This window comes from Luteimonas composti (assembly GCF_042678665.1).
Classification (GTDB): domain Bacteria; phylum Pseudomonadota; class Gammaproteobacteria; order Xanthomonadales; family Xanthomonadaceae; genus Luteimonas; species Luteimonas composti.
Map to the genome: position 1 here is coordinate 311,025 of NZ_JBHTKU010000002.1, position 26,013 is coordinate 337,037.

Sequence of the window (26,013 nt, forward strand, 5' to 3'; positions counted from 1 at the left end):
GGAGCCGCACCATGTCCAATCGCAGCATGTTCCGCCATACCGCTATCGCCATCGCCGCGACCGCCCTGCTGGCCGGTGGCGCCGCACTCGCCCAGGACAAGTCGCTGACCTCCGCCGAGGTCCGCGCCAAGCTCGAGGCGCAGGGCTATACCAATATCAACGACGTGGAATTCGAGGACGGCGTGTGGACCGCCGACGCGCGCAGCGCCGACGGCAACCGGGTCGACCTGTCGATCGACCCGCGCACCGGAAACGTCTACCCCGACGAGCAGGTAGCCACGCTCAGCGAGGACGACGTCAAGGCCCGCCTCGCCGCGGCGGGCTATTCGAACATCCACGACCTGCAGTTCGATGAGGGCGTCTGGAAGGCCGAAGCCGAGGACGCCCAGGGCAAGGACCTCGAACTCCGGCTCGACCCGGCCACCGGCAAGGTGATCGGCAGCGAGCGCGACTGATCGAGCAGCGGCCGTCGGCGTCGCCGGCCGAAGTCGCATGGATGGGGCGCGTCCGGCTGGGCGCGCCCCTGTGCGACTGCGGGTCGAGGATCGCTAGACTTTCGGCGCCCGACTTGACCGCTGCTTCGCCGCGCGCGAGCGTGGCCGCCTTCGCAGGACCGGAACACCGCCATGGCATCGGCCACCCAGGAAGTCGAACAGTTCGTCCGCGATGCCCTCACCGCGGGTGCATCGCGCCAGGAGGTCGAAGCGGCGCTGGTCGAGGCGGGCTGGCGGCCGGAACAGATCCGGGCCCCGCTGGCGGCGTGGGCCGACCAGCCGTTCGTGGTGCCGGTGCCGCGCCCCCGGCCCTACCTGTCCGCCCGCGACGCGTTCCACTACCTGGTGCTGTTCACCACGCTGTACCTGACCGCCTGGCACCTGGCCAGCCTGTTGTTCGACATCGTCGGGATCCTGCTGCCCGATCCCGCCGATCCCGAGTACCGCGTACTCGCACTCCCGCGTTCGGTCCGCTGGTCGGTGGCGACGCTGCTGGTGGCCTACCCGGTGTTCGCCTTCATGGCCCACCGGATCGCCGGCGAGCTGCGGCGGGATCCCGCGCGGCGCCTGTCGCCGGTGCGCCGCTGGCTGACTTACCTGACCCTGTTCATCGCCGCCGGCGTGCTGGTCGGCGACCTCGTTGCGCTGGTCTACAACGTGCTGGGAGGCGAACTGAGCCTGCGCTTCGTGCTGAAGGTGGCGATCGCGGGCCTGGTCGCCGGCACCGTGTTCGGCTGGTACCTGGCCGACCTGCGCGACGAGCAGCGCGAGCCCGCGGGCGGCGTCGGCGGACGTGCCCTGGTGGTGGCCGCGGGAGCGGCGATCGTCGCCACGGTGGCGGTGGCCCTGGCGCTGACCGGCCTGCCGGCCGAACAGCGGCAGGCCCGGATCGACGAACGCCGCGTGCAGGAACTGATGCGGCTCGAGGCGGCGATCGAGCGGCACGCCCGCCAGCACGACGCGCTGCCCGCCGCGCTCGCTGCGCTGGAGGGAGCCGACGTCCTGTCGCTGGCCGATCCGGCGACCGGTCAGGCCTACGGATATGCCGTGCTGGGCGACGATCGCTACCGGCTGTGCGCGGTGTTCGCCGCCGCCAGTGGGCGGACGGATGGCAGCGATGACGCTGGCTGGGCGCATCCAGCCGGACGCCACTGCTTCCAGCGGCGGGCCGGGTCGCGCGACGCGACGGTGCGCTGAGCCTTCAGTCGGCGTCCGCCTGCGCGAGCGCGCGATCCTCGCGGCGCAGCAGCTGCAGCTGCAGCGGCCGGCCGTCGAACCGGTACTCGAGCGCGCGCTGCAGCTCGTCGATGCGGGCGGCCTGCTCGCACAGTGTCGCGGCGCGTGCTTCCAGCGCAACGCGCCGCGGCTCGACGCGGCGTTCGATTTCGGCTTCCATCTTCTCGCTGCGGCGCTCAAGCCGCTCCGCGTGAACACGGCGAACAGCACGCTGCGCGCGAGGCTCGCGGCCAGCTGCTCGGCCGCGCGCTCGACGCGGCCTCGAACTCCGGGCCGAACACGTCCTGGTCCCAGCGGCCGGCGCCCAGGGTGCGGTCGACATGGGCCAAGGCGTGCTGGCGCATGCCATCGACCTGCCGCGCCTTGCGCCGGCTGCCGCCCCGCCCGTCGACGACGGCGGCCAGCGCATCGAACCCCAGGTCCACGGCTTCGCGTGCCAGCCCGGTGGCCTGCGGCATCATCTCGCGCGCCTGCGCTTCCAGTTCGCGCAGCCGTAGCGCGTCGGCTGCGCTGACCGCCTGCAGCTGCCCGTCGATGCTCAGCCCGCCGCCGTGGATGCGGTTCTCGCGCGGCAGGCCGTGCGCGCGGTACAGCCAGACCCCGCCGCCGTCGACCAGCACGTTGTAGCCGGTCACAGGTCGCACTGCGAGGGAGGGAGTTCGGCGGGCCGGGACTGGCCTCAGCCAACAGTGGAAGCAGGCACAGCGCGGCGCCGAGGGAGAAGGGCAGGCGCATCCGCGGAAGCAGGGCGGGGAGTGGCGCAGCTTGCCGGCGGCGTCGGCGCGCCGCACGTACGGAAAGGCAGCGTGGCGTCCGGGACGCGCCCCGCTCAGGCCGACAGGCGCACCCAGGCCGGCGCGTGGTCGCTGGGGCGGTCCCAGGTGCGCGGTTCGCGGTCGATGTCGGCTTCCACCGCGTGCGCGCGCAGCGCGTCCGAGACCAGGGTCAGGTCGATGCGCAGGCCGAGGTTGCGGCGGAAGGCCGCCTGCCGGTAGTCCCACCAGCTGAAGATGCCGGCGTCCTCGCGATGCAGGCGGAACGCATCGTGCAGCCCCAGCGCGAGCAGGCGCTGCAGCGCTTCCCGCTCTGCGGCGGAGGTGAGGATGTGCCCGTCGTTCCAGACGGTGGGATCGTGCACGTCGCGCGCGTCGGGCGCGATGTTGAAATCGCCCAGCACCACCATGCGCGGATGGCGCACCAGTTCGTCGGCCAGCCAGGCCCGCACCGCCTCGAGCCAGCGCAGCTTGTAGCCGTATTTCTCGGTGCCCACGTCCTGGCCGTTGACCACGTACAGGTTGACGATGCGCACGTCGCCGACGGTGGCGGCGATCGCCCGCTTCTGCTCGTCCTCGAACCCGGGGATGCCGTACTGCACCTGATCGATCGCGCGCTCGCGCGCCAGGATCGCCACGCCGTTGTAGGTCTTCTGCCCGCAGAACACGCTGCGATAGCCCAGCGCCGCCAGTGCGTCGTCGGGAAAGCGCGGATCCTCGAGCTTGGTTTCCTGCAGGCCCACGACGTCCGGCGCGAACGACTGCAGCCATTGCGTCAGGTGCGGCAGGCGCACGTTGAGGGAGTTGACGTTCCAGCTGGCGATGCGCATGGGTCGGGTGTCGTACTGCGGCGGCGCTGGCCGCGCCATCGGCCGCGAACTATGACACAGCCGGCTCGACGCCACCCTCGCGCAGCAGCCGCGGCACCGCGGCTTCCTCCAGCGGCCGTCCGAGCAGGAAGCCCTGCCCGTCGTCGCAGGCCAGGTCGCTGAGTTCGGCCAGCTGGCCGGCATCCTCGATGCCAGCGCCGACCACGCTCATGCCCAGTCCGTGCGCGGTGGCGATGACCGCCGCGATGATCTCGCGCTGGCGCAGGCCGGCGAAGCGGCCGAGCTTGACCACGCTGACCGGGATGCTCGACAGCCGCGCCAGCGAGGTCACCGAGGCGCCGAAGTCGTCGACCGCCAGCTGCACGCCGATCGCGCCCAGTTCGACCAGCGCGGCCTCGATGCGAACGTCGTCCTGGATCAGGTCGCGTTCGCCGATCTCCAGCCGCAGCCGCGCCGGCGCGAGCGCATGGGCGGCGAGCGCGCGCCGCACCTGGTCGGCGAAGCCCGCCGCCCGCAGCTGGTTGCCCGACACGTTGACCGCGACCAGCAGGGGCGCCGCGGCGTCCCGCGCGTCCTGCGACCAGGCGGACAGGCGCGCGCACGCGGTGTCGAGTACCCAGGCGCCGATCGGGCCCATCAGTCCCAGGCGTTCGGCGGTGCCGAGGAAGTCCTTCGGCAGCAGCGTGCCGCGCGTGGGGTGCCGCCAGCGCAGCAGGGCCTCGAAGCCGAGCAGGCGCTGGTCCTCGAGCGAATGCATCGGCTGGTAGACCAGGGCCAGCTGGCCGCGCGCGAGCGCATGCTGCAGGTCGATCTCCAGTTCGAGCGTGCCGTCGGACAGCGCATCGCTCGCATCGAACACGTGGAAGCCGTTGCGTCCCTGCTGCTTGACCCGGTACATCGCCGTGTCCGCATTGCGCAGCAGGTCGGACGCGCTGGCGGCCGGATCGGTGGCCACGGCGACGCCGAGGCTGGCCGACAGCCGCACCTGCAGCCCGGCGCCGACCTCGAACGGTTCGGCCAGCGCATCCACCATCTTCGATGCGATCTCGCGCACGCTGGCGTCGCACTGCACGTGTTCGCACAGCACCACGAACTCGTCGCCACCCAGGCGCGCCACCGTGTCCTCGCGGCGGCGCATCGCCGACAGCCGCGCCGCCAGCTGCACCAGCAGTTCGTCCCCCACCTCGTGGCCGTAGGCGTCGTTGACCGCCTTGAACTGGTCGAGGTCGACGAACACCAGCACCACCCGCCCGGGGCTGCGCGCCAGCCGCAGCAGCGCCTGCTGCAGGCGGTCCATCAGCAGGTAGCGGTTGGCCAGCCCGGTCACCGGATCGTGCATGGCCTGGTGCGCGAGCGCGCGTTCGGCGCGCTTGGCCGCGGTGACGTCGCGGGTGGAGGTGAGCACCCCGATGACCGTGCCGTCCACGGCGGTTTCCGGCGAGATCGTGGTGTGGAACCAGCCCTGGCTGCCGTCGGGCATCGTGATCGAGAATTCGTGTTCGCCGGTGCTGCCGGTGTCCAGCACGTTCCGGAGCGCGGCCTCCCACGACTCCACGGCCTGGTCGGGCCGGACCTCGCGATCGGTGCGACCGATGAGTTCGGCCAGCGGCAGGCCGCGCAGGCGCTCGCCGGCCGGATTCATGTAGCGGTAGCGCAGGTCGGGGTCGTACTGGGCGATGGCGTCGGCCGAACCGTTGAGCACCGAACGCAGCTGCGCCTCGACCAGCGCCAGGCGGGCGCTGGCCGCGGCCGAAGCTTCGGCCAGGCGCACCATCTCCTGTTCGGCCAGCACGCGCCGGGTGATGTCGTGGGAGACGCCGAAGGTGCCGACGATCCTGCCGTCGATGTCGTGCAGCGGGAACTTGCTGGTCGACACCCAGCGCACGGCGCCGTCGGCGAAACCCTCGCATTCCTCCTTGTTCACGATTGGCAGGCCGGTGCGCAGGATCTCCCGCTCGTCGGCCAGGGCGCTGGCGGCGTGGGCCTCGGCGAACAGGTCCGAATCGGTCTTGCCGGACAGCTGCGCCTGGGTCAGCCCATGGCGGTTGGCCATGCCCAGGCTGACGCGGAGGAAGCGGCTCTGCAGGTCCTTGAAGTAGATCACCTCGTCCGAGGCGTCGAGCAGGTTGCGGATCCAGAGCCGGTCCATCGCCTCCGCCGCGGCCGCCGATACCGGATGCGGTTGCCCGCCGGGCTGCGTGTTCATCGCGCGGCCTCCCGTGTACGGGACCGCGGGCCCTGCCGGGCCGGCGGCACCCGGGGGCCGGGAGCCCGGCGGCAACGCTGGATGGCGACGGACATGGTCGGGCTCGGCCGGAGGTCTTGCCACTCTATCGGCGCCGCGCCCCGCATCCTTGAACCGACGCCGCTTCCCCGTTCAGCGTGCCAGCCACTCGACCAGGCGCGAGACCCGCGCGTACGGCGGACGCAGCAGGTCGGTGGCGGCCCGGCGCGGCTGCCACAGCACGGGCAACTGCTTGGTCATCGCATCGAAACCGGCGCGCCCGTGGTAGGCGCCCATGCCGCTGGCGCCGACGCCGCCGAAGGGCAGCGCGTCCACGCCGAAATGCACCAGGGTGTCGTTGACCGTGACGCCGCCGGCGAGGGTGCTCCGGAGGATGCGCTCGACGCTGTCGCGATCGTCGCTGAACGGGTACAGGGCCAGGGGGCGGTCGCGTGCGTTGACGAAGGCGATGGCCTGTTCGAGCGAGTCCACCCGCAGCAGCGGCAGGATCGGGCCGAAGATCTCCTCGCGCATCAGCGCGGTGTCGGGGGCGGGATCGAGCACCAGGGTCGGCGCGAACACGCGCCGCGCCGGGTCGTGCAGGTCGGCAAGCCGGAGCACCCGGCTGCCGGCGGCCGCCGCCTCGTCGAGCCAGCCCTGCAGGCGCGCGAACTGGGCGTCGTTGATGATGCGGCTGTAGTCGTCGCCGCCGTCGCGGTAGCGCGCCGCCGCTTCGGCGGCCAGCGCCTGCGCCAGCGCGTCGCGGCGGGCCGCATCGCCGACCACCAGCACGTAGTCGGGAGCGATGCAGGTCTGCCCGGCGTTGAACCACTTGCCGGTGGCCAGCCGCGCCGCGGCGCGCGCCGGGGGCATGTCGGCGCAGACGATCGCCGGCGACTTGCCGCCCAGCTCCAGCGTGAGCGGGGTGAGATTGGCGGCCGCGGCCGCCATCACCTTGCGTCCCACCGCCGTCGAGCCGGTGAAGACCAGGTGGTCGAACGGCAGCGCGGCGAAGGCCGCGCCCACTTCGGACTGGCCGGTCGCCACCGCCACCCGGTCCTGCGGAAACACCTGCGCCAGCAGCGCGCGCAGGAAGGCGGCGCTGCGCGGGGTGTGTTCGGAGGGCTTGAGGAAGACGTGGTTGCCGGCCGCGACCGCCGTGGCCAGCGGCGCAAGCGCCAGGTTGACCGGATAGTTCCAGGGCGAGATGACGCCCACGACGCCCACCGGCTCGCTGCGCAACTGCGCGCGCGCGGGCCAGAACCGCCAGCCGGCACCGACCCGGCGCGGCCGCATCCAGCCGCGCAGGTGGCGCTGCAGGTGGTCGATCCCGGCCAGCACGGTCATGCCGTCGGCGACCAGGGATTCGTGCCGGGAGCGGTGGCCGAAATCGGCCGCGATCGCCTCGGCCATCTCCGGCAGCCGCGCGCGCAGCGCCTCGCGCAGCCGCCCCAGGTCGTCGCGGCGCTGGGCCAGGTCGGGTTTGCGCGCCTGCCAGGCGGCGCGCAGCCGCGCCAGGGTGGGGCCGAGTTCGGCGAGCGTGGTCTCCGGTTCCATGCGCCGCAGTGTAGTCGGGGCCCCCGGGGGCGCGAGGGGCCTACAATAGCGGCCATGACGTCCCGGCCTTCCAACCTGCGCCCCTACCGCGGCCGCGTGCCGCAGCTGGGCGAGCGCGTGTTCATCGACCCGTCCGCCCAGGTGATCGGCGACGTGGTGCTGGCCGATGACGTGTCGATCTGGCCGATGACCGTGATCCGCGGCGACGTCAACTACATCCGCATCGGCGCCCGCAGCAACCTGCAGGACGGGGTGGTGGTGCACGTCAGCCACGACGGCCCGCACCTGAAGGACGGCGGCTTCGCCACCGTGATCGGCGAGGATGTCACCATCGGCCACCGCGCCATCATCCACGCCTGCCGCATCGAGGACGCCTGCCTGATCGGCATGGGCGCGGTGGTGATGGACGGGGCGGTGGTGAAGAAGCACGGCTTCGTCGGCGCCAACGCGCTGGTTTCGCCGGGCAAGGTGGTCGGCGAGGGCGAGCTGTGGCTGGGCAACCCGGCGCGGCTGGTGCGCAAGCTCGACGACGCGCAGATCGAGGCGCTGTACTACAGCGCGCAGCACTACGTGCGGCTCAAGGACGAATACCTGCTCGACGCCTCCCGCTAGCCGGGGGCCTCGCGTACAGTAGCCCGGTGCACGGGGACCAGCGCTCACAACGCGGGTGCGGGGGGCGGGACGCAGGGACGCGCGTGCCGGACGCCGCCGCGTGCGCGGCGTGCTGATGCTCGATACCGTCCGCGAGATCCACACTCCCGAAGGCGTCGCACTGCGGCTGCCGGCCGCCGGCCCGGTCCCGCGCGCGCTGGCCTGGCTGATCGACCTGGCGATCCGCTTCGCGCTGGTGTTCATCGCTTCAATGGCGTTCGGCCTGCTCGGCAGCGCGGGCATGGGCCTGTACCTGGTCCTGCTGTTCCTGGTGCTGTGGGGCTACCCCGTGGCGTTCGAGGCGCTGTGGCACGGCCAGACCCCGGGCAAGCGCGCGCTGGGCCTGCGGGTGGTCGCGGCCGACGGCGCGCCGGTGGGCTGGATGGCCTCGTTCCTGCGCAACCTGATGCGCACCGTGGACATGCTGCCGTTCGGCTACGCCTTCGGCCTGGCGGCGAGCCTGGCCGATCCCTGGAGCCGGCGCCTGGGCGACGTGGTGGCGCGGACGATGGTGGTGCACGTGGCCGACCGCGGCCACGGCGCCGGCATGCCGCCGGCGCCGGCACAGGCCCCGCCGGTGCCGCTGCAGCCGGACGAGCAGGCTGCGCTGATCGCGTTCGCCGAGCGCGCCTGGACGCTCACGCCGCAGCGCCAGGAGGAACTGGCCGGCATCGCCGCGCCGTTGACCGGACGGCAGGGCCCGGTGGGCGTGGACCGCCTGCTCGCCATCGCGCAGTGGCTGCTGGGGCGGCGCGCATGAGGCAGGAGGCCTTCGTCGCGCGCCACGAAGCGGAATGGCGCGCGTTCGAACAGTGGCTCGACACGCGCGGCCAGGCGCGCCGGGGCCAGGGCGTGCCGCGCGACGAGGACATCCCGACCCGCTACCGGCGCCTGTGCCAGCAGCTGGCGCTGGCGCGCCGGCGCGGCTACAGCCCGCTGGTGACCGCGCGCCTGCAGGCGCTGATGCAGCGCGGCCACGACGTGCTCTACCGCGCGCCGCCGCCGCCGTGGCGACGCGCGCTGCGCTTCCTGGCGGCCGACTTCCCGCGCCTGGTCCGTGCCCAGCGCGGCTGCCTGTGGCTGGCGGCGGTGCTGTTCGCCGTGCCGGGCGTGGCGCTGTTCCTCGCCGTCCAGCAGTGGCCCGAGCTGGCGCACAGCGTGTTCAATCCGCAGCAGCTGGCCCAGTTCGAGGCCATGTACGACCCGGGCGACGCGCGCCACAAGCTGGGCCGCGAGAGCGGCAGCGACCTGGCGATGTTCGGCTACTACATCTACAACAACGTCAGCATCGGCTTCCGCACGTTCGCCTCGGGCCTGCTGGCCGGCGTGGGCACGGCCTTCGTGCTGCTGTTCAACGGCGCGGTGCTCGGCACGGTGGCCGGGCACCTGCAGGCGATCGGCCACGGCGATCCGTTCTGGCGCTTCGTGGCCGGGCATTCGGCTCCGGAGCTGGTGGCGATCGTGATCGCCGGCGCCGCCGGACTGCGGCTCGGGCTGGCGCTGCTGGCGCCCGGGCGGCTGCGCCGCGTCGATGCGCTGGCCGCAGCGGGGCGCGTGGGCGCGCGGCTGTGCCTGGGGATCCTGGCGATGCTGGTGTTCGCGGCATTCGTCGAGGCGTTCTGGTCGTCGACCGGCTCGATCCCGGCAACGGTCAAGTTCGGCGTCGGCGCCGTGCTGTGGGTGCTGGTGCTGGGCTGGCTGGCGTTCGGCGGGCGCGCGGATCCGGCGATGCCGGTGGCCCTTCGTGGAGGCCGGCAGGCAGGCAGCGAGGAACCGCCGCATGCGCCTTGACCAGGTCCGGGTCGAGCTGCGCCCGCGTTCGCCCTGGGAAGCGATGGAGCTGGGCAATGCGCTGGTGCGCCACCACGCCGGGGCGATCTGGCGGCCCTGGGCGGCAGCGACCCTGCCCGTGTTCGTCCTGCTCAACGCCGCGGCCTGGGCGCTCGACGCGCTCTGGCTGGCGACGCTGGCGATGTGGTGGCTGCTGCCGCTGTTCGACCGCATCGTGCTGTCCGTGCTCTCGCGCGCGGTCTTCGGCGACCCGCCGGACACGCGCCAGGCGCTGTCCTCGCTGCGCGCGGGCGGCTGGCGCGGTGCGCTGGGCCGGCTTGGCTGGCGCCGGCCCAGCCCATGGCGTTCGATCGCGCTGCCGGTGGAGCAGCTCGAGGGGGTCAGCGGCGAGGCGCTGGCGCGGCGGCGCGCGGTGATCGTCGACGGCATCCAGGGCCATGCGCTGCTGCTGTCGGGCGTGTGCCTGCTGTTCGTCCTGGTGCTGTTCGTCTCGCTGCTGTCGCTGGTGCTGATGTTCGTGCCCGAGCAACTGCTGTCCGAGTCGGCACGCGCGATGTGGGCCCTGCTCACCAGCGAGCCGCCGCGGCTCGCCCAGCTCGCGCTCAACGGCGCGCTGTGGCTGGCGATCTCGGCGGTCGAACCGTTCCACGTCGGCGCGGGCTTCGGCCTCTACCTCAACCGCCGGGTCAGGATCGAGGCCTGGGACATCGAAATCGTGCTGCGGCGCATGCGCGCACGCCTGTCGCAGGCCGCCGGGCTGCTGCTCGCGCTCGCGGCGTTGCCGCTGCTCGCACCGCCGGCCGCGGCACAGGTCGGACAGCGACTGCAGGAGCAGCGCGAGCAGGCGGCACAGCAGGCGGCCACGGTCGAAGTGCCCGGCGCGCGCAAGGCCCCGACGCTGCCGCGCGTGTTCGGACAGGACGCAGTGGTCGACGACGCGCCGTTCCGCCAGGCGGTCAAGCGCGCCTACGAGGATCCGCTGCTCAACCGCAGCCGCACCGAGACGCGTTGGCAACCGCGGCGCACCCCGGACGTGCCCAGCCCCGCCGAGCTCCCGGGCTGGCTGGGCACGCTGGGCAAGCTGGTGGCGGTGCTGGGCGAGTTCGGGCTGTGGATCCTGGTCGGCCTGCTCGCCCTGGGGGCCGCGCTGACGGCGAAGCGCTGGCTGCCGTGGATGCGCGGCGCGGCGGCCCGCCGCGCGCAGGACAGTCCGGTTGAGGTCGGCGAGGCGGTCGAGCCCGAACACCTGCCCCGCAACCTCGCGGCGGAAGCGCGCCGGCTGTGGCACGAGGGCCGGCCGCGACGCGCCCTGGCGCTGCTGTATCGCGGCAGCGTCGAGGCGATGGCGGCGCGCATCGGCATCGCGCTGGTGCCGGGCGCCACCGAGGCCGAGTGCCTGCGCGCCTCGCGTCGCATGCCCGATGCCACCGACCGCGAGAGTTTCGCGCGCATGGTCCGCGTCTGGCAGCTCGCGGCATATGCGCAGCGCCTGCCGGATGAGGCGGACTTCGAATCGCTGCTGTCGGACCTGTCGCTGCGCTTCGGGTGGGCCGGGTGAGCCGGTGGCGCACGCCCGCGCTGGTGGTGCTGGCACTGGCCTGCCTGGGGCTGCTGGCGGGGTGGTGGCACCGCACCTACGAGCGCGTGACGGAGACCAAGGTGCTGCCTCCGGCGGGCGAGGCCGCCTACAACCCGCTTTACGCGCTCAAGCTGGCGCTGCGCGCCGACGGGCTCGAGGTCGAGTCGCGGCAGCGGCTCGATTTCGCCCGGGCATTGCCGGGCCGGCGCGATACCGTGCTGCTGCTCGGCGATCCACGCACGCTGACCGCGCGCGACATCGATGGGCTGCTTGCGTGGGTGGAGGCAGGCGGACACCTGCTGGTGACCACCCCGCGCGGCCAGCGCGTGGACGCGATGCGCCCCGGCGACCTGCTGGCGCGCCTGGAAGTGAGCCTGCGGCCCGGCCGTGGCGAATGCGAGGAGCTGCTGGTGCCCGGGCAGGAACGGCACGTCGAATTCTGCGGCGGCACGCGCTTCGCTCCGCAGTCCAATCCGGTGTTGTCCTGGGGCGACTTCAACGCGGGCTTCGTGTTCGTGCGGCTGGCGCGTGGCGACGGGGTGGTCGACGTGCTCGCCTCCGCCGATTTCATCGACAACCGCAACCTGCGCGAAACGCCGCACCTGGCGCTGGCGCGCCAGCTGCTCGCGCCCAACTACGGCCATGGGCGCATGCACCTGGTCTACGCGGCGGACATGCCGCCGCTGTGGCGGCTGCTGCTCGATCGCGCGTGGATGGCCTGGCTGCCGCTGCTGCTGGCGCTGCTGGCCTGGCTGTGGATGCGCTTGCAGCGCGTCGGCCCGGCGATGCCGCCGCCGCCGCAGGAGCGCCGTTCGCTGCTCGAGCACATCCAGGCCAGCGGCGAACACCTGCGCCGGCATGGGCTGACCGCCCTGCTGCACGCAGCCATGCGCGAGAACTTCCTGGCGCGGCTGCGTCGCCGCGACCCCCTGGCGGCCGCGCTGGGGGGCGTCGCCCAGGCCGAGGCCATCGCCGCGCGCACCGGCCTGCCGGCGCCCGAGATCGAACACGCCCTGCGTTCCCCGCGACCGCGCGATGCCGGCGATTTCCGCCTGCGCGTGGCCCGACTCGTCGAGATGAGAAAACGACTATGAGCGACACCGCTACCCCCTCCGCGCCGGTGACCGGCGATGCCCTGGTCGAACGCGTCGCGCGCGTGCGCGACGAAGTGTCGAAAGCCTTCATCGGCCAGGCCGAGGTGCTCGACCAGATCCTGGTGGCGCTGCTGGCCGGCGGCCACGTGCTGATCGAGGGCGTGCCGGGCCTGGGCAAGACCCTGCTGGTGCGCGCGCTGGCGCGCGCGCTGGGCTGCGGCCATGCGCGCGTGCAGTTCACCCCGGACCTGATGCCCAGCGACGTCAGCGGGCATGCGGTGTGGGACGCGCGCAGCGAGACCTTCAGCATGCGCCGCGGCCCGATCTTCACCAACCTGCTGCTGGCCGACGAGATCAACCGCGCGCCGGCCAAGACCCAGTCGGCGCTGCTCGAGGCGATGCAGGAGCAGCAGGTGACCATCGAGGGCCAGAGCTTCGCCCTGCCGCCGCCGTTCATGACCCTGGCCACGCAGAACCCGGTCGAGCAGGAGGGCACGTACCCGCTGCCCGAGGCGCAGCTCGACCGCTTCCTGCTCAAGGTGCTGATCGACTATCCCGCGCACGCCGACGAGGTGGCGATGGTCACCGCGATCAGCCACGGCAGCGTCGCGGCCGGCTTCGACCTGGAGCAGGTGCGGCAGGTGCTCGACGCCGAGGGCATCGTCGCCCTGCAGCAGGGCACCGCCGCGACCACGCTCGACCCGGCGGTGATCGACTACGCCGTGCGCCTGGTGGCGGCCACCCGCGGCTGGCCGGGCATCGCGCTGGGCGCCGGACCGCGCGGCAGCCTGGCGCTGGTGCGCACCGCGCGCGCGCAGGCGGTGCTGTCGGGGCGCGATTTCGTCACGCCCGACGACGTGCGCGACGTGGCCCTGCCGGCGCTGCGCCACCGCATCGCGCTGGCGCCGGAACTGCAGATCGAAGGGCAGGACGCCGACCAGGTGCTGCACGCGCTGCTGGCCAAGGTGGACGCGCCGCGCAAGTGAGCGAAGCTTCCGCCCACGCCGGTCCCGTGCGCCGCCGCTACCTGCCGCGGCCGGCGCCGGCCATGGTGATCGCCGCGGTGGCCTGGGGGCTGCTGGGCGCCGCGACCAGCCTCGGCTGGCTGCCTGCCTGGGGATGGACGCTGGCCGGCGGCGCGCTGGCGACGCTGGCCCTGCTCGACCTGGCGCTGCTGCTGCGCACGCCGCTGCCCGACGTGGCGCGGCGCGTGCCCGAGGCGCTGGCCCTGGGCGTGGAGCGCGCGGTGCGGCTGGAGCTCGAACCCGGACACCGCGGCGCGCGGGTGGACGTGCACGACCTGCATCCGGGCGGCTGGGAGGTCGAGGGCCTGCCGCGGCGGCTGCGCCTGGTGCCGGGCACCGTCGCCGCCTTCGACTACCGGCTGCGCCCCGACGCGCGCGGCAGCTTCGGCTTCGCCGGCGTGCACCTGCTGCTGCACTCGCCGCTGCGGCTGTGGCGGCAGCTGGCGCTGGCCGGCGCCGCGCAGCGCGTGCGCGTGTTCCCCAACTTCGCGCCGCTGACGAAGTTCGCCCTGGTCAGCGCCGAACAGGCCTCGCGGATGATGGGCGCGCACATCAGGCGCCGCCGCGGCGAGGGCACCGACTTCCACCAGATGCGCGAATACCGCGTCGGCGACAGCCTGCGCCAGATCGACTGGAAGGCCACCTCGCGCGCGCGCAAGCTCATCTCGCGCGAGTACCAGGACGAGAAGAACCAGCAGCTGGTGGTGGTGCTCGACACCGGCCGGCGCATGCTCGCGCGCGAACCCGCCACCGAGCAGCGCGCGGCACTGGCGCACTTCGATCACGCCCTGGACGCCTCGCTGCTGGTGGCCTACCTGGCGCTGCGCCAGGGCGATGCGGTCGGCATGCTGGCGATCGGCGGCGAGCGCCGCTGGGTGCCGCCGCGGCGCGGCATGGCCGCGATCGACACCCTGCTGCGCGCCAGCTACGACCTGGAACCCGAGCCCGTCGCCACCGACTACCTGGCCGCGGCCACCGAACTGTCGCTGCGCCAGCGCCGGCGCGCGCTGCTGATGCTGGTCACCAACCTGCGCGACGAGGACATCGAGGACGTGCTGGCCGCGGTGCGGATGCTGCAGTCGCGGCACCTGGTGGTGGTGGCCTCGCTGCGCGAGCGCGCCCTCGACGAGGTGCTGGAAGAGGAGGTGGCGGACGTCGCCGCCGCGGTGCGCGCCGGAGCGACCGCGCGCTACCTCGCCCAGCGCGCCGCGGCCCACGACGCATTGCGCCGGCACCGCGTGCAGGTGCTCGACGTCACCGCCGAGCAGCTGCCGGCGGCGCTGGTCGAGCGGTACCTGGCGATCAAGCGCGAGGGCCTGCTGTAGGTCCGGACTCAGTCGGCGGTGACGAGCGCGGCGTGGCGGGCGTCGAGTTCGGCGTACACCTCGTCGGTCTGCGGCCGCTCCCCGTGCCACAGGGCGAAGCTTTCCGCGGCCTGCTCCACCAGCATGCCCAGCCCGTCGATGGCGCGGTATGCGCCGTGGGCGCGCGCCCAGGCCATGAACGGGATTGCCGCCTCGCCGTAGCTCAGGTCCACCGCCACGCTGCGCATGCCCAGCAGCGAGCGCGGCAGCTGCGGCAGCTCCCCGCCGCGCCCGGCCGAGGTGGCATTGACCACCAGGTCGAACTCCCCCAGTTCGCGCAGGTCGCCGATGTGGCGCGGGTGCACGCGCGCGGGTTCGCCCAGCGCATCGGCCAGCGCATCGGCGCGCTGCGGGGTGCGGTTGACCAGGAACAGGTCGGCGATGCCGGCATCGAGCAGCGACGGTGCGACACCGCGCGCCGCGCCGCCGGCACCGATCAGCAGGGTGCGCCGTCCGCGCAGGTCCAGCTGGTGGCGCCCGGTGAGGTCGCGCACCAGCCCGGCGCCGTCGGTGTTGTCGCCGTGCCACTGGCCGTCGAGCCGGGCCAGGGTGTTGACCGCGCCGGCGCGGCGCGCGCGCTCGGTGGTGGTGGCGCTGAGCCCGAAGGCCGACTCCTTGAGCGGCAGGGTGATGTTGGCGCCGGCCCCGCCCGCCGCGGCGAAGGCCTCCAGTGCCTCGAAGAACAGTTCCGGCGGGGCGTCGATCGCCTCGTACTGCAGCCCGATGCCGAGCTGGCGACCGAACGCGAGGTGGATCCGCGGCGACAGGGAGTGCGCGACCGGGTGTCCGAACACGGCGAACTTGCTCATGCAGCCTCCTGGAGGAGTCGGCCGCCGCGCGGCGTGCCGGGACACGTGTCCGGCGCCAGCATAGAACGCCGGCCCGCGCGTTTGCACGGCGCGCCGCGGGACGGAGTCGCTGGCTGGCGCGCCGCCCGGCGATCGGGCGGCGCGGGCGGCTGGCTCAGTTGCCGCGCAGCCAGCGCGCCGCGTCGAGCGCGTGGTAGGTCAGCACGCCGTCGGCGCCGGCGCGGCGGAACGCCAGCAGCGCCTCCAGCGCGCAGGCGCGCTCGTCCAGCCAGCCGTTGGCGGCGGCTGCCTTGAGCATCGCGTACTCGCCGCTGACCTGGTAGGCGAAGGTGGGCACCCCGAAGTGGTCCTTCACCCGGCGCACGATGTCCAGATAAGGCAGGCCGGGCTTGACCATCACCATGTCGGCGCCCTCGTCGAGATCGAGCGCGACCTCGCGCAGCGCCTCGTCGCTGTTGGCCGGGTCCATCTGGTAGGTCTTCTTGTCGGCCTTGCCCAGGGCCGAGGCCGAGCCGACCGCGTCGCGGAACGGGCCATAGAAGGCCGAGGCATATTTGGCGGCGTAGGCGAGGATGCGGGTGTGGGCGAAGCCTTCGGCCTCGAGCGCCACCCGGATCGCGCCGATGCGCCCGTCCATCATGTCGCTGGGCGCGACCACGTCGGCGCCGGCGCGCGCGTGCGACAGCGCCTGCCGGACCAGGGCCTCGACCGTGTCGTCGTTCACCACGTAGCCGTCGGCGTCGACCAGGCCGTCCTGGCCGTGCGAGGTGTAGGGATCGAGCGCGACATCGGTGATCACGCCCAGCTGCGGGAAGCGCGCCTTGAGCGCGCGCACCGCGCGCTGGCACAGGCCTTCGTCGTCCCAGGCCGCCGCGGCGTCGAGCGACTTGGCTTCCGGCGCGGTCACCGGGAACAGGGCCAGCGCCGGGACGCGCAGCTCGCTGGCGGTCTCGGCCACGCGCAGCAGTTCGTCGATCGACACCCGCTCTACGCCCGGCATCGAGGGCACCGGCGCGCGGCCCGAGGGCTCATGCACGAACACCGGATAGATCAGGTCGTCGGTGGTGAGGCTGGTCTCGCGCATCAGCCGGCGCGAGAAGTCGTCGCGGCGCATCCGCCGCATGCGGGTATCGGGATAGGCCATGGGCGGCATTCTACGCGCCGCCCATGGCCGGAGGCCGGGACAGAACGTCCCGGGCCGGCGTCAGATCAGGCCGCCGCCCAGGCCCAGGCGCCAGATCGCCACGAAGATCACGATGCCGTTGATCACCAGCCCGGCCTTGGCGCGGCCGCGGCGCCCGCTGCGGGTGAACAGCAGGCCGACGGCGGCGATGATCGCGCCCACCGCGGCGAACGGGATCAGCAGCCAGTTGGTGATCCCGATGACCGGAACCAGCGCGAGGACCATCCAGATCATGGCCAGGATGCCCCAGACCAGGCTGATCATTCCCATGTGCGTTTCTCCACGAGTGCGGGCGTGATGCCCGGTGACAGGACGCCGGGCCGGGGCCGAGTGTGACCGCCGCGGCGTGAGGACTCAGCCAGCGTCGTGCACGCCGTCGATCTCGACGGCCAGTTCGCGCCGGCAGATCGCCGCGTGCAGCAGGATGCGCGGCACGCGGTCGCCGAAGCGCTCCTCGAGCGCACGCTCGACCACCGGCAGGTCCTCGCGGTCGCGCACGTAGACCTTGAGCCGGGTGCCGGCGCCGAACTGGGCGGGCAGGCCGCGCTCGCGCTCGCGGGCCGCGCCCAGCAACGCGTCGAAGTTGGCGAAGGTCTCGTCCAGCTGGGCCAGCAGCTCGTCGGCGGCGTGCTTCGAGGCGTGGCCGACCACGGCCGCCGTGCCGGAGAGCAGCAGCGGCATGCGGCCGCCGGCCGGCGGCAGCATCGCGCGGGCGAAGCTCGGCGGCTGCGGGCCGTACTGGCGCGGGTAGCGGTAGGCGCTGACCTGGCGCGGGTTCTCCACCGGCGCACCCGGTGCGCGCGCGGCCAGCCAGTACACCTGCACCGTGCGCGCGTCGTCGCAGCGGCCGATGGCGGTGGCGGCGGGCAGGGAAGTGGCGTCGAAATCGCCCAGCCCGCGCGCGCGGCCGACGCAGAACTGGCGGTAGCGCTCGGCGTCGCCTTCGCCCAGGGTGATGGCGTCGAGGTAGTTCCAGACCCGCAGCAGGTGCGGGTATTCGCTGGCGCCGACGAAGCCGGTCATCTGCCGGTAGGCATGCTCGGCGGCCAGCAGGATGCCGCTGTTGTCGCCCAGGCCGGTATGGCCCTCGGGCTCGTCGACTTCGATCGCGCCGAACAGCAGCTGGCCGTCGCACGACCAGGCGATCTCGCCCGTGCGTCCGCTGCGCACCGGCGCCAGCGCATGCCAGACCTCCAGCGGCGCGCGGCCGTGCGGCTGCAGCGGCACGCGCAGGTAGCGCGGGTCGTCCAGGCATGGCGCACCCGCGCCGAAGCCCAGCACCGCCAGCACGTCGTCGGCGGCCAGCACGTCGGCCGGCGCGGCGTCCACGTACTCCACGCGCAGGTGCGGCGCGACGGGGGGGATCGGGGCGGGTCGGCTCACGGGTTGCCCTCCTGCAGGGTGTCGCCGCGGAAGCTGGAGCGCGCCTGGCGGCGGCGCTGCATCCAGCCGCGCAGCGCGCGCGGCGCGATCGCCACGGCGTTGAGGGCGTAGATCAGCCGGAAGACATGCAGTCGCCGCCGCACCGCGGCGTTGTCGAACACGTCGCCGGCCAGCATCGAGATCACCGCCTGTTCCAGCTGCCAGTCGTTGCGCGGCGCCGAGAACAGGCGCCGCATCACCGGCGTGTTGAAGCGGTGGATGAACCAGGTGAAGTGGCGCAGGCCGCGCCGCAGTCGCGACTGCATGGCCGCCTGCAGGGCCGCTTCGCGCGCCGGGTCGCGCAACGACGCATCGACGACGTCGCTGGCCCGGCGCGCGCTGTCCATGGCCAGGTACACGCCGGAGGAAAAGATCGGGTCGACGAAGGCATAGGCATCGCCGACCAGCATCCAGCCCGGCCCGGCCATGCGCGTGGAGCCGTACGAGTAGTTGCCGGTCGCGTGCACCGGCGCAACCCGGGTGGCGCCCTGCATGCGCCGCCACACCTCGGGATTGGCCTGCAGGGTGCGCATCAGCAGCGCCTCGTTGTCGATGCGGCCGCCGTCGTCGCTGCGCTGCTTGAGATAGTCCGGGAAGCACACCGCGCCGACGCTCATGATGTCGTCGGGCAACGGGATCAGCCAGAACCACCCTTGGTCGAACCGCGCCACGGTGATGTTGCCCGCGTCCTCGCCGGCGTGGCGGGCGACGCCGCGGAAATGGCTGAACAGCGCCGCCGACTGGTGCCGCGGATCCTTGCGCTTGTACTTGCGTCGCGAGGCCAGGAAGGTGTCGCGGCCGCTGGCGTCGAGCAGGTAGCGCGGCGCCCAGCGCAGCGACCGGCCGTCCGCGTCGCGCGCTTCCACCACGGCCGGGCGGCCGTCGGCGCCGAAGGCCACGTCCACCACCCGGGTGCGCTGGCGCGCGTCGACCCCGGCGGCGCGCGCGTGCTCGAACAGCAGCTGGTCGAACTGGTCGCGGCGCACGTGCACCGCGTAGTCGTGGCGCGGATCGAGCGCGCGGCTGAAGCGGAACACGTAGCGCTTGCCGGCCATTTCCAGCAGCGGGAAGTCGGCGCCGGGTTTGTGCACGCCGATGGCGCGCACCTGGTCGAGCACGCCCAGTTCGGCCAGGATCGGCATGTTCATCGGCAGCAGCGATTCGCCGATGTGGAAGCGCGGGTGCGCGTCCTTCTCCAGCATCACCACCCGCCAGCCGCGGCGCGCCAGCAGGGCCGCGGCGGTGCTGCCGGCCGGCCCACCGCCGATCACCAGGACGTCGCAGTCCCCAGGCGCGGCTGGGTCGGAGGCGGGCGATGCGGGGCTGGCCATCCTGTCGGGGCGGGCTGCGGGTTGCTGAACGGGTGCGCATGATAGCGGAGGTCCCGTGGGCTTCCTGAAGGGTCCGGCGGCCGCCGCGCCGCCGGGCAGGGCCTTCCGCGCTTGCGCCGCGCGCCCCGATGCACGATTGTTGCGGGCCTGTCCGCCAACCTGCCTGCCATGTCCGTGCAAACCGATGCCGAACGCGAACTCGCCGAACTCCTGGTCGAAAGCCTGAACCTCGACGGCGTGACAGCGGCGGACATCGACCCCGAGGCGCCCCTGTTCAACGCCGGGCTGGGCCTGGACTCGATCGATGCGCTGGAGCTGGCGCTGGCGATCAGCAAGCGCTACGGCTTCCAGCTGCGCTCGGATGCGGACGAGAACCGGCGCATCTTCGCTTCGCTGCGCGCCCTGTCCGAACACGTCCAGCAGCACCGAACGACTTGATCCTCGCAATCCAGATCGTCCTGGCGGTGGCTTACGCGCTGCTGGCGCATGGCGCCAGCGCCGGCGGCGACGCGCGCCTGGCCCTGGCCGCGCTGCTGGTGCTGGTGCTGCTGGTGATGATCGCGCCGCTGGCGCGGCTGCGCGCCTGGGCGTTCCCGGTGACGGTCGCATTGGCCGCCGGCAGCTGGTGGCTGTACCGCGCCGGGCTGGCGACGCTGCCGCTGCTGGTCGCGCCGGTCGCCTTCGTCGCGCTCGTGGCCTGGGTGTTCGGCCGCAGCCTGGCGCCGGGACGAGTGCCGCTGATCACCCGCATCGTGTCCGGCCTGGATGGCGTCCCGCCGGCGCAGCTGCGACCGGACGTGGCCGCCTACGCCCGCAGCCTCACCGGGCTGTGGACCGGGGCGCTGATCCTGCTCGGCCTGGCCAACCTGGTGCTGGCCCTGCTGGCCGAGCCGGGCGGACTGCTGGCCCAGGCCGGGGTCGCGTCGCCGTATCCGATCACCCACGAGCAGTGGTCCTGGTTCGCCAACCTGCTCAACTACGGGCTGGTGGGCGGGCTGTTCGCGCTCGAGTTCCAGTGGCGGCGGCGCCGTTTCCCCGACCGCGAGCAGGGCTTCTTCGGCTTCCTGCGCCGCCTCGGCGGGCTCGGGCCCGCGTTCTGGCGGGATTTCCTGCGCTGATGGACGGCATGACCGGGCACGGGCTGCGGGCGGATCCGCCCGGGGAGGCGGTGGACGGCGCTGCCGACGGCGGGGCGGGCGCCATTCCCGCACCTCGCGGCGACGGCCTGGCCTGGCGTGTCTGGAACACGGTGCAGTTCGCCTTCACGCTGGCGTGGACGGCGGGCTGGATCACCCTGGCGCTGCTGGTGCGGCCGTTCTCCGGCCCCGGCGCGCGGTTGCCGCTGCGCATGGCCGCGCGCTGCTGGGCGCCCGGCCTGCTGTGGGGCGCCGGCGCGCGGCTGCAGGTCGAGGGCCGGGAGCGGATCGATTTCTCGCGGCCCTGCCTGTTCGTCGCCAACCACCAGTCGGTGATCGACATCTGCGCGCTGTTCCGCGCGATCCCGGTGCCGTTGCGCTTCCTGCTCAAGCAGGAAATGAAGCGGGTGCCGTTCGTGGGCTGGTATGCCTGCGCGACCGGCATGCTGTTCATCGTGCGCGACAGCGCCCGCGCCGGCGCGCTGTTCCGGCGCCAGGCCGCCGCCCTGCTGGCCGACGGGCAGAGCCTGTGCCTGTTCCCGGAAGGCACCCGCAGCCGCGACGGGACGATGGTGCCGTTCAAGGCCGGCTCCCTGCAGTCGGCGATCGACGCGGGCGTGGACGTGGTGCCGGTGGCCCTGCACGGCGCCGGCCGCGTGCTGCCCGTCGACGGTTTCTTCCGGGTGCGGCCCGGTACGATCCGGGTCGGGTTCGGCGCGCCGCTGCGGACCCGCGTGGACGGCCGTCCGGTGTCCCGTCAGCTGCTGGCCGAGCAGGCGCAGGCGCGCGTCCAGGCGATCCTCGACGGCTGGGAGTAGCTGGTGCTGGAGTTCGTGATCGACCCGGGGCATCCCTGCCTGCCCGGGCACTTCCCGGGCCGTCCGGTGGTGCCGGGCGTGGTGGTGCTCGACCGCGTGGTCGAGGCCATCGAACAGGCCCACGGCCTGCAGGGCGCCCTGCGCCTGGGGCGGGTGAAGTTCCTGCAGCCGCTGCTGCCGGGGGAGACCGCGCGGATCGAACTGGAGACGCTGGCAGGCCCGCCGGACGCGCGCTGGCGGTTCCACGTGCTGCGCGGCGGGGCGACAATCGCCAGCGGGGACATCGCCGCCGGGGGGGCGCGGGCGCAGCCATGAGCGTGGACTGGAAACAGCGGCCGGAAGGCGGCGGGCGGATCGGCGCCTGGACGATGCGCATGGTCGGCCGCTACGGCGGGCGCCCGCTCGCCCGGCTGCTGCTGTACCCGATCAGCCTGTATTTCCTGCTGCGGCGCGGCCCGGAGCGGCGCGCTTCGATCGACTTCCTCGGGCGTGCGCTGGGACGGCCGGCGACCCTGCTCGACGGCGCGCGCCACGTGCACGCCTTCGCCTCCACCATCCTCGACCGCGTGTTCCTGCTCGATGGCGAGGAGCGCCGCTTCCGCATCGAGGTCAGCGGACTGGAGGCGCTCGCGGCCAAGGTGGACGAGGGTCGCGGCGTGCTGCTGTTCGGCTCCCACCTGGGCAGCTTCGAGGTCATGCGCGTGCTGTCGCGCAAGCGGCCCGGGCTCAAGCTGCGCGTGGTGCTGGACAAGGCGCACAGCAAGGCGGTCACCCAGGTGCTCGACGCGCTCGCGCCGGAGATCGCCGCCGGCGTGATCGACGCCGGCCAGGACGGCCCCGCGCTGATGCTGCAGATCCAGCAGGCGGCCAGCGAGGGCGCGCTGGTGGCGCTGCTGGTCGACCGCGCCCTGCCCGGGCAGCGCGCCGTCCGCGTGCCGTTCTTCGGCGCGCCGGCCCGTTTCCCGCTGGCCCCGTGGCAGATGGCGGCGGTGCTGCGGCTGCCGGTGATGCTGGGGTTCGGCCTGTATCTTGGCGGCAACCGTTACCGGCTGGCCTTCGAGGAGTTCAGCGACGGCATCGACCTGCCGCGCGGCCGCCGCGACGAGGCCCTGGCCACGCTCATCGAGCGTTACGCGGGCAGGCTGGAACATCACGCGCGGCACGCTCCCTACAACTGGTTCAACTTCTACGATTTCTGGCATGTCGACGAACACGAGCAAGCTCCGCACGCCGCGCCGGCGGGTGTCCCATCGGGAGCGCCGGCTGGCGGCCTGCCTGGTCCTGTTCGCGGCGCTGCCGCCGGCCTGGGCGCAGGCCGGCCCCGATAGCGCGGCGATCCTGCGCGGCCTGGCGCGCCCGGTCCCGGCGGCCACGCCGTTCGTCGAGGTGCGCGAATCGCCGATGCTCAAGGCGCCGCTGCGGCTGTCGGGCGAATACCGGCGCCCGGATGCCGACACCCTGGTGCGCGAGGTGCGCGCGCCCTATGCCGAGACCACCACGATCCGCGACGGCCACGCGGTGCTGGCGCGCGAGGGCAGGCCGGAGCGCCGCTTCGCGCTGACCCGCGCACCGGAACTGGCGGCGCTGCAGACCAGTTTCGGCGCGCTGCTGTCGGGCGACGTCGAGGCGCTGCGCCGGCACTACACGGTCGACGCGCAGGGCACGCCCGCGCACTGGGCGCTGCGCCTGGTGCCGCGCGACCGGGCGCTGGCCGACCGCCTGCAGGGCATCGTCCTCCACGGCGACGGCGGCGAGCTGCGCTGCATCGAAACCCTGCCGGCCAAGGGCCCCGCGCAGCGCACGCTGATGGCGGGCGCGGCGCAGGCGGCGCTCGCCGCGGGCGAGGCAGCCGACATCGCGGCCCTGTGCCGCGCACACGCCGCCGGATGAGCGCACGTGCACGCCTGGCCGGGGCGCTGGGCTGGATGGCGCTGCTGCTCGCGGTCGGTGCATGGCTGTCGCAGACGCTGTCGTTCAGCGGCGACCTGCGCCGCTTCCTGCCCGACCCGCGCACGCCCGAGCAGAAGCTGCTGATCGACGAGCTGGGCGAGGGCCCGGGCGCGCGACTGCTGTTGCTCGCACTGTCGGGCGCGGACGCCGAAACGCTGGCGGCGCGGTCGCAGGCGATCGCCGCGACGCTGTCGGCCGACGCGCGCTTCGGCTTCGTGGCCAACGGCGCCAATGCCGGGCTCGACGCGATCCCCGAGCGGCTGCGTCCGTACCGCTACCTGCTCTCGTCCACGCTCGATACGCAGCCGCTCGACGCGGACTTCCTGCAGGCCGAGATCGAACAGCGCCTGCAGGACCTGGGATCGCCCGCGGGCGATCTGGTCGAGCCGCTGCTGCCGTCCGACCCGACCCTGGAAACCCTGCGCCTGGCCGAAGCCTGGCTGCCGGCGCGTGCGCCGCAGACCCTGCACGAGGTCTGGTTCGACCGCGGCGGCACGCAGGCGCTGCTGCTGGTGGAAACCCGCGCGGCCGGCTTCGATCCCGACGGGCAGCGCGAAGCGGTGGCGGCGATCCAGGACGCGCACGCCATGGCGCGCGGCGCAGCCCCGGGCGATCTCGAACTCAGCGGCCCGGGCGCCTTCGCCGACGAGATCGGCAGCCGCACCGCGCGCGAGGCCGGCTGGATCGGCACCGTCGACAGTATCGGCCTGGTGCTGCTGCTCCTGCTGGCCTATCGGAGCTGGAAGATTCCGCTGCTCGGCGCGCTGCCGCTGGCCAGCGCCGGCATCGCCGGCCTGGCCAGCCTGGTGCTGCTGTTCGGCGACCGCGTGCACGGCATCACCATCGCCTTCGGCTTCACCCTGATCGGCGTGGTGCAGGACTACCCCATCCACTTCTTCAGCCAGCAGCGCGCGGGCCTGTCGCCCTGGCACAGCGTGCGCGCGCTGTGGCCGACGCTCGCCACCGGCGTGGCCGCGACCTGCATCGCCTACCTGACCTTCCTGTTCTCCGGCGTCGACGGCCTGCGCCAGCTTGCGGTGTTCACCATCGTCGCCCTGGCCACCGCCGCCCTGTGCACGCGCTTCCTGCTGCCGGCGCTGATCGATCCGGCGCGGCGCGACGTCGCCACGTCGCCGCGGCTGCGCCGCATCTGGGAGCGGATCGAGCGGCTGCCGCGTCCGCGCTGGTCGTTGCTCGCCCTGGCCCTGCTGGCGCTGGCGGTGATCGCGTGGCGGCCGGGCCCGTTCTGGCAGAACGACCTGGCCAAGCTGACGCCCGTGCCCGCGCCCCTGCTCGAGCGCGACGCGCAGCTGCGCGACGAACTGGGCGCGCCCGACGTGCGCTACGTACTGACCGTGCAGGCGGCCGACGCCGAGTCCGCGCTGCAGGCCAGCGAAGGCCTGCGCCCCGCACTCGATGCACTGGTCGCCGATGGTGCGCTCGACGCCTACGACATGGCTGCACGCTACCTGCCCAGCGCCGCGCTGCAGCGCGTCCGCCAGCAGGCGCTGCCGGGCGCGGAGTCGCTGCGCACGGCGCTCGAGTCCGCGCTGGCCGATTCGCCGTTCCGCAGCGACGCGTTCGAGGAGTTCCTGGACGATGTCGAACGCGCGCGCGCGGCGCCGGTGCTGGGTCCGCACGACCTCGATGGCACGCCGCTGGCTTCGAGCGTGCAGGGCCTGCTGGTCGAGGGCGAGGCGGGCGCGACCGCGCTGGTTTCGCTCAGCGGCCTGCGCGATGTCGAGGCCGTGGCGCGCGTCGCCGACGAAGGCGGTGCGCGCCTGCTGGACATGAAGCAGGCCTCCGAATCGCTGGTCGCCGACTACCGTGGGCGGATCCTGGCCGCGCTCGGGCTGGCCGCGCTGTTGCTGGCGGCCACGGTGTGGATCGCGCTGCGCAGTCCGCGCCGCACCCTGCGCGTCCTGCTGCCGATGGCCCTGACCACGCTGCTGGTGCTGGCGGTGCTGCGCGCACTCGGCGTGGAGCTGACCCTGTTCCACCTGATCTCGCTGATCCTCGCCGCCGGCCTGGGCCTGGATTACGCGCTGTTCTTCGAACACGCCGGCGACTCGCGCGACGACCAGCTGCGCACCCTGCACGCGGTGCTCGTGTGCAGCCTGATGACGCTGCTGGTGTTCAGCCTGCTGGCGCTGTCGAGCATCCCGGTGCTGCGAGCGATCGGCAGCACCGTTGCGTTGGGCGTGCTGTTCAACTTCGTGCTGTCGCTGCTGGTCTCCCGGGCGCCCGCAGGCACGGGCGCAGTGGCGGACCCGATGACGGAGACGCGGGCATGACGCTGGGCCGCGAGGCGATCGAGGCGCTGGTCCCGCACAAGCATGCGATGTGCCTGTGGGATGCGGTGCTGGCGTGGGACGCGGAGCGCATCGTGCTGCGCAGCGACGGCCACCGCGACCCGGGCCATCCGCTGCGCAGCGGCGGGCGGCTGCGCGCGCTGCACCTGTGCGAATACGGCGCGCAGGCGATGGCGGTGCACGGCGGGCTGCTGGCGCGCGCGCCGGGTGCGGCGCCGCGCCCGGGCATGCTGGTCGCCCTGCGCGACGTGGTCCTGCACGTCGCGCGCATCGACGACCTGCCGGGCGCGCTGGAATGCGAGGCGCGGCTGGTCGCCGCCGGCGACGACAGCCAGCTCTACGGCTTCCGGATCGTGCACGACGGCAACGTCCTGGCCGAAGGACGCGCCACCGTGATGCTCGGTCCGGCGACAGCCTGAGCGCCGCGGGCGCGT

Annotated in this window: 27 protein-coding genes; 17 read left to right on the top strand and 10 right to left on the bottom strand. The window is 73.5% G+C overall.

The annotated features are described in order from the left end of the window. Nucleotides 1-11 precede the first annotated feature (11 nt). Entirely contained in the window at nucleotides 12-455 is a 444-nt protein-coding gene (locus ACFQ2D_RS06060; protein ID WP_280942946.1) for a PepSY domain-containing protein, read from the top strand. Nucleotides 456-626: 171 nt separating this feature from the next. Beyond that, nucleotides 627-1,691: a DUF5671 domain-containing protein gene (locus ACFQ2D_RS06065; RefSeq protein ID WP_280942947.1), complete on the top strand. Its 1,065-nt coding sequence runs from the start codon at nucleotides 627-629 to the stop codon at nucleotides 1,689-1,691. 4 nt (nucleotides 1,692-1,695) lie between these two features. On the opposite strand, the gene ACFQ2D_RS06070 is transcribed toward ACFQ2D_RS06065, so the two are convergent. The 5 genes from ACFQ2D_RS06070 to ACFQ2D_RS06090 all read right to left on the bottom strand — a co-directional run bounded on the left by ACFQ2D_RS06070 (nucleotide 1,696) and on the right by ACFQ2D_RS06090 (nucleotide 7,114). Then, entirely contained in the window at nucleotides 1,696-1,890 is a 195-nt protein-coding gene (locus ACFQ2D_RS06070; RefSeq protein WP_280942948.1) for a hypothetical protein, read from the bottom strand. A 16-nt stretch (nucleotides 1,891-1,906) separates the two neighbouring features. Then, nucleotides 1,907-2,365, bottom strand: a complete 459-nt coding sequence (locus ACFQ2D_RS06075) for a DUF2884 family protein (protein ID WP_280942949.1) — start codon at nucleotides 2,363-2,365, stop codon at nucleotides 1,907-1,909. Nucleotides 2,366-2,559: 194 nt separating this feature from the next. Continuing rightward, a complete protein-coding gene (gene xth, locus ACFQ2D_RS06080; protein WP_280942950.1) occupies nucleotides 2,560-3,333 on the bottom strand; it encodes an exodeoxyribonuclease III in 774 nt (257 codons plus the stop codon). A gap of 49 nt (nucleotides 3,334-3,382) precedes the next feature. Beyond that, nucleotides 3,383-5,539 carry a sensor domain-containing protein gene (locus ACFQ2D_RS06085; protein WP_280942951.1) on the bottom strand — a complete coding sequence of 719 codons (2,157 nt, stop codon included), beginning with the start codon at nucleotides 5,537-5,539 and terminating at the stop codon, nucleotides 3,383-3,385. Nucleotides 5,540-5,710: 171 nt separating this feature from the next. Then, nucleotides 5,711-7,114: a coniferyl aldehyde dehydrogenase gene (locus tag ACFQ2D_RS06090; RefSeq protein WP_280942952.1), complete on the bottom strand. Its 1,404-nt coding sequence runs from the start codon at nucleotides 7,112-7,114 to the stop codon at nucleotides 5,711-5,713. Nucleotides 7,115-7,168: 54 nt separating this feature from the next. Here ACFQ2D_RS06090 and ACFQ2D_RS06095 point away from each other — a divergent pair, with 54 nt between their 5' ends. The 7 genes from ACFQ2D_RS06095 (at nucleotide 7,169) to ACFQ2D_RS06125 (ending at nucleotide 14,579) form a co-directional block, all read left to right on the top strand. After that, nucleotides 7,169-7,726, top strand: a complete 558-nt coding sequence (locus ACFQ2D_RS06095; protein ID WP_280942953.1) for a gamma carbonic anhydrase family protein — start codon at nucleotides 7,169-7,171, stop codon at nucleotides 7,724-7,726. Nucleotides 7,727-7,841: 115 nt separating this feature from the next. Beyond that, nucleotides 7,842-8,525, top strand: a complete 684-nt coding sequence (locus tag ACFQ2D_RS06100; RefSeq protein WP_280943376.1) for an RDD family protein — start codon at nucleotides 7,842-7,844, stop codon at nucleotides 8,523-8,525. Next, complete coding sequence (locus ACFQ2D_RS06105) at nucleotides 8,522-9,556, top strand: stage II sporulation protein M (protein ID WP_280942954.1); 1,035 nt, start codon at nucleotides 8,522-8,524, stop codon at nucleotides 9,554-9,556. Before ACFQ2D_RS06100 ends, ACFQ2D_RS06105 begins: the two co-directional genes overlap by 4 nt. Continuing rightward, nucleotides 9,546-11,114: a DUF4129 domain-containing protein gene (locus tag ACFQ2D_RS06110; protein WP_280942955.1), complete on the top strand. Its 1,569-nt coding sequence runs from the start codon at nucleotides 9,546-9,548 to the stop codon at nucleotides 11,112-11,114. The genes ACFQ2D_RS06105 and ACFQ2D_RS06110 overlap by 11 nt, the downstream gene beginning before the upstream one ends. Beyond that, nucleotides 11,111-12,229, top strand: coding sequence for a DUF4350 domain-containing protein (locus ACFQ2D_RS06115; RefSeq protein WP_280942956.1), 1,119 nt, complete (start codon nucleotides 11,111-11,113; stop codon nucleotides 12,227-12,229). The genes ACFQ2D_RS06110 and ACFQ2D_RS06115 overlap by 4 nt, the downstream gene beginning before the upstream one ends. After that, nucleotides 12,226-13,215: an AAA family ATPase gene (locus tag ACFQ2D_RS06120; RefSeq protein WP_280942957.1), complete on the top strand. Its 990-nt coding sequence runs from the start codon at nucleotides 12,226-12,228 to the stop codon at nucleotides 13,213-13,215. The genes ACFQ2D_RS06115 and ACFQ2D_RS06120 overlap by 4 nt, the downstream gene beginning before the upstream one ends. 62 nt (nucleotides 13,216-13,277) lie before the next feature. Beyond that, the gene (locus ACFQ2D_RS06125; RefSeq protein WP_280943377.1) at nucleotides 13,278-14,579 is read left to right on the top strand and encodes a DUF58 domain-containing protein; all 1,302 of its coding nucleotides are present in this window, start codon (nucleotides 13,278-13,280) and stop codon (nucleotides 14,577-14,579) included. 8 nt (nucleotides 14,580-14,587) lie between these two features. On the opposite strand, the gene aroE is transcribed toward ACFQ2D_RS06125, so the two are convergent. From aroE to ACFQ2D_RS06150, 5 genes are all read right to left on the bottom strand, one after another. Beyond that, entirely contained in the window at nucleotides 14,588-15,427 is an 840-nt protein-coding gene (gene aroE, locus ACFQ2D_RS06130) for a shikimate dehydrogenase (RefSeq protein ID WP_280942958.1), read from the bottom strand. 154 nt (nucleotides 15,428-15,581) lie between these two features. Then, the gene (gene hemB, locus ACFQ2D_RS06135; protein WP_280942959.1) at nucleotides 15,582-16,571 is read right to left on the bottom strand and encodes a porphobilinogen synthase; all 990 of its coding nucleotides are present in this window, start codon (nucleotides 16,569-16,571) and stop codon (nucleotides 15,582-15,584) included. 60 nt (nucleotides 16,572-16,631) lie between these two features. Further along, a complete protein-coding gene (locus tag ACFQ2D_RS06140) occupies nucleotides 16,632-16,880 on the bottom strand; it encodes a hypothetical protein (protein WP_386795566.1) in 249 nt (82 codons plus the stop codon). 84 nt (nucleotides 16,881-16,964) lie between these two features. Then, nucleotides 16,965-17,993, bottom strand: a complete 1,029-nt coding sequence (locus ACFQ2D_RS06145; RefSeq protein ID WP_280942960.1) for a chorismate transformation enzyme, FkbO/Hyg5 family — start codon at nucleotides 17,991-17,993, stop codon at nucleotides 16,965-16,967. Continuing rightward, nucleotides 17,990-19,363, bottom strand: coding sequence for an NAD(P)/FAD-dependent oxidoreductase (locus ACFQ2D_RS06150; protein ID WP_280942961.1), 1,374 nt, complete (start codon nucleotides 19,361-19,363; stop codon nucleotides 17,990-17,992). The genes ACFQ2D_RS06145 and ACFQ2D_RS06150 overlap by 4 nt, the downstream gene beginning before the upstream one ends. Nucleotides 19,364-19,531: 168 nt before the next feature. Here ACFQ2D_RS06150 and ACFQ2D_RS06155 point away from each other — a divergent pair, with 168 nt between their 5' ends. From ACFQ2D_RS06155 to ACFQ2D_RS06190, 8 genes are read left to right on the top strand one after another with little or no spacing between them, the layout of a single operon-like run. After that, nucleotides 19,532-19,801 (top strand): phosphopantetheine-binding protein, encoded by a 270-nt coding sequence (locus ACFQ2D_RS06155; protein WP_280942962.1) that lies wholly within the window; start codon nucleotides 19,532-19,534, stop codon nucleotides 19,799-19,801. Then, nucleotides 19,798-20,481 carry a ketosynthase gene (locus ACFQ2D_RS06160; protein ID WP_280942963.1) on the top strand — a complete coding sequence of 228 codons (684 nt, stop codon included), beginning with the start codon at nucleotides 19,798-19,800 and terminating at the stop codon, nucleotides 20,479-20,481. Before ACFQ2D_RS06155 ends, ACFQ2D_RS06160 begins: the two co-directional genes overlap by 4 nt. After that, complete coding sequence (locus tag ACFQ2D_RS06165) at nucleotides 20,481-21,317, top strand: lysophospholipid acyltransferase family protein (RefSeq protein WP_280942964.1); 837 nt, start codon at nucleotides 20,481-20,483, stop codon at nucleotides 21,315-21,317. Before ACFQ2D_RS06160 ends, ACFQ2D_RS06165 begins: the two co-directional genes overlap by 1 nt. A 6-nt stretch (nucleotides 21,318-21,323) precedes the next feature. Then, the gene (locus ACFQ2D_RS06170) at nucleotides 21,324-21,632 is read left to right on the top strand and encodes a polyketide synthase dehydratase domain-containing protein (protein WP_280943379.1); all 309 of its coding nucleotides are present in this window, start codon (nucleotides 21,324-21,326) and stop codon (nucleotides 21,630-21,632) included. Beyond that, complete coding sequence (locus tag ACFQ2D_RS06175) at nucleotides 21,629-22,645, top strand: LpxL/LpxP family acyltransferase (protein WP_280942965.1); 1,017 nt, start codon at nucleotides 21,629-21,631, stop codon at nucleotides 22,643-22,645. Before ACFQ2D_RS06170 ends, ACFQ2D_RS06175 begins: the two co-directional genes overlap by 4 nt. Beyond that, nucleotides 22,560-23,207, top strand: a complete 648-nt coding sequence (locus tag ACFQ2D_RS06180; protein WP_280942966.1) for a LolA-related protein — start codon at nucleotides 22,560-22,562, stop codon at nucleotides 23,205-23,207. Before ACFQ2D_RS06175 ends, ACFQ2D_RS06180 begins: the two co-directional genes overlap by 86 nt. Next, nucleotides 23,204-25,561 carry an MMPL family transporter gene (locus tag ACFQ2D_RS06185; protein WP_280942967.1) on the top strand — a complete coding sequence of 786 codons (2,358 nt, stop codon included), beginning with the start codon at nucleotides 23,204-23,206 and terminating at the stop codon, nucleotides 25,559-25,561. Before ACFQ2D_RS06180 ends, ACFQ2D_RS06185 begins: the two co-directional genes overlap by 4 nt. Continuing rightward, on the top strand, nucleotides 25,558-25,998 hold the full coding sequence (locus tag ACFQ2D_RS06190) for a phosphotransferase (RefSeq protein WP_280942968.1): 441 nt from the start codon (nucleotides 25,558-25,560) through the stop codon (nucleotides 25,996-25,998). Before ACFQ2D_RS06185 ends, ACFQ2D_RS06190 begins: the two co-directional genes overlap by 4 nt. Nucleotides 25,999-26,013 lie beyond the last annotated feature (15 nt).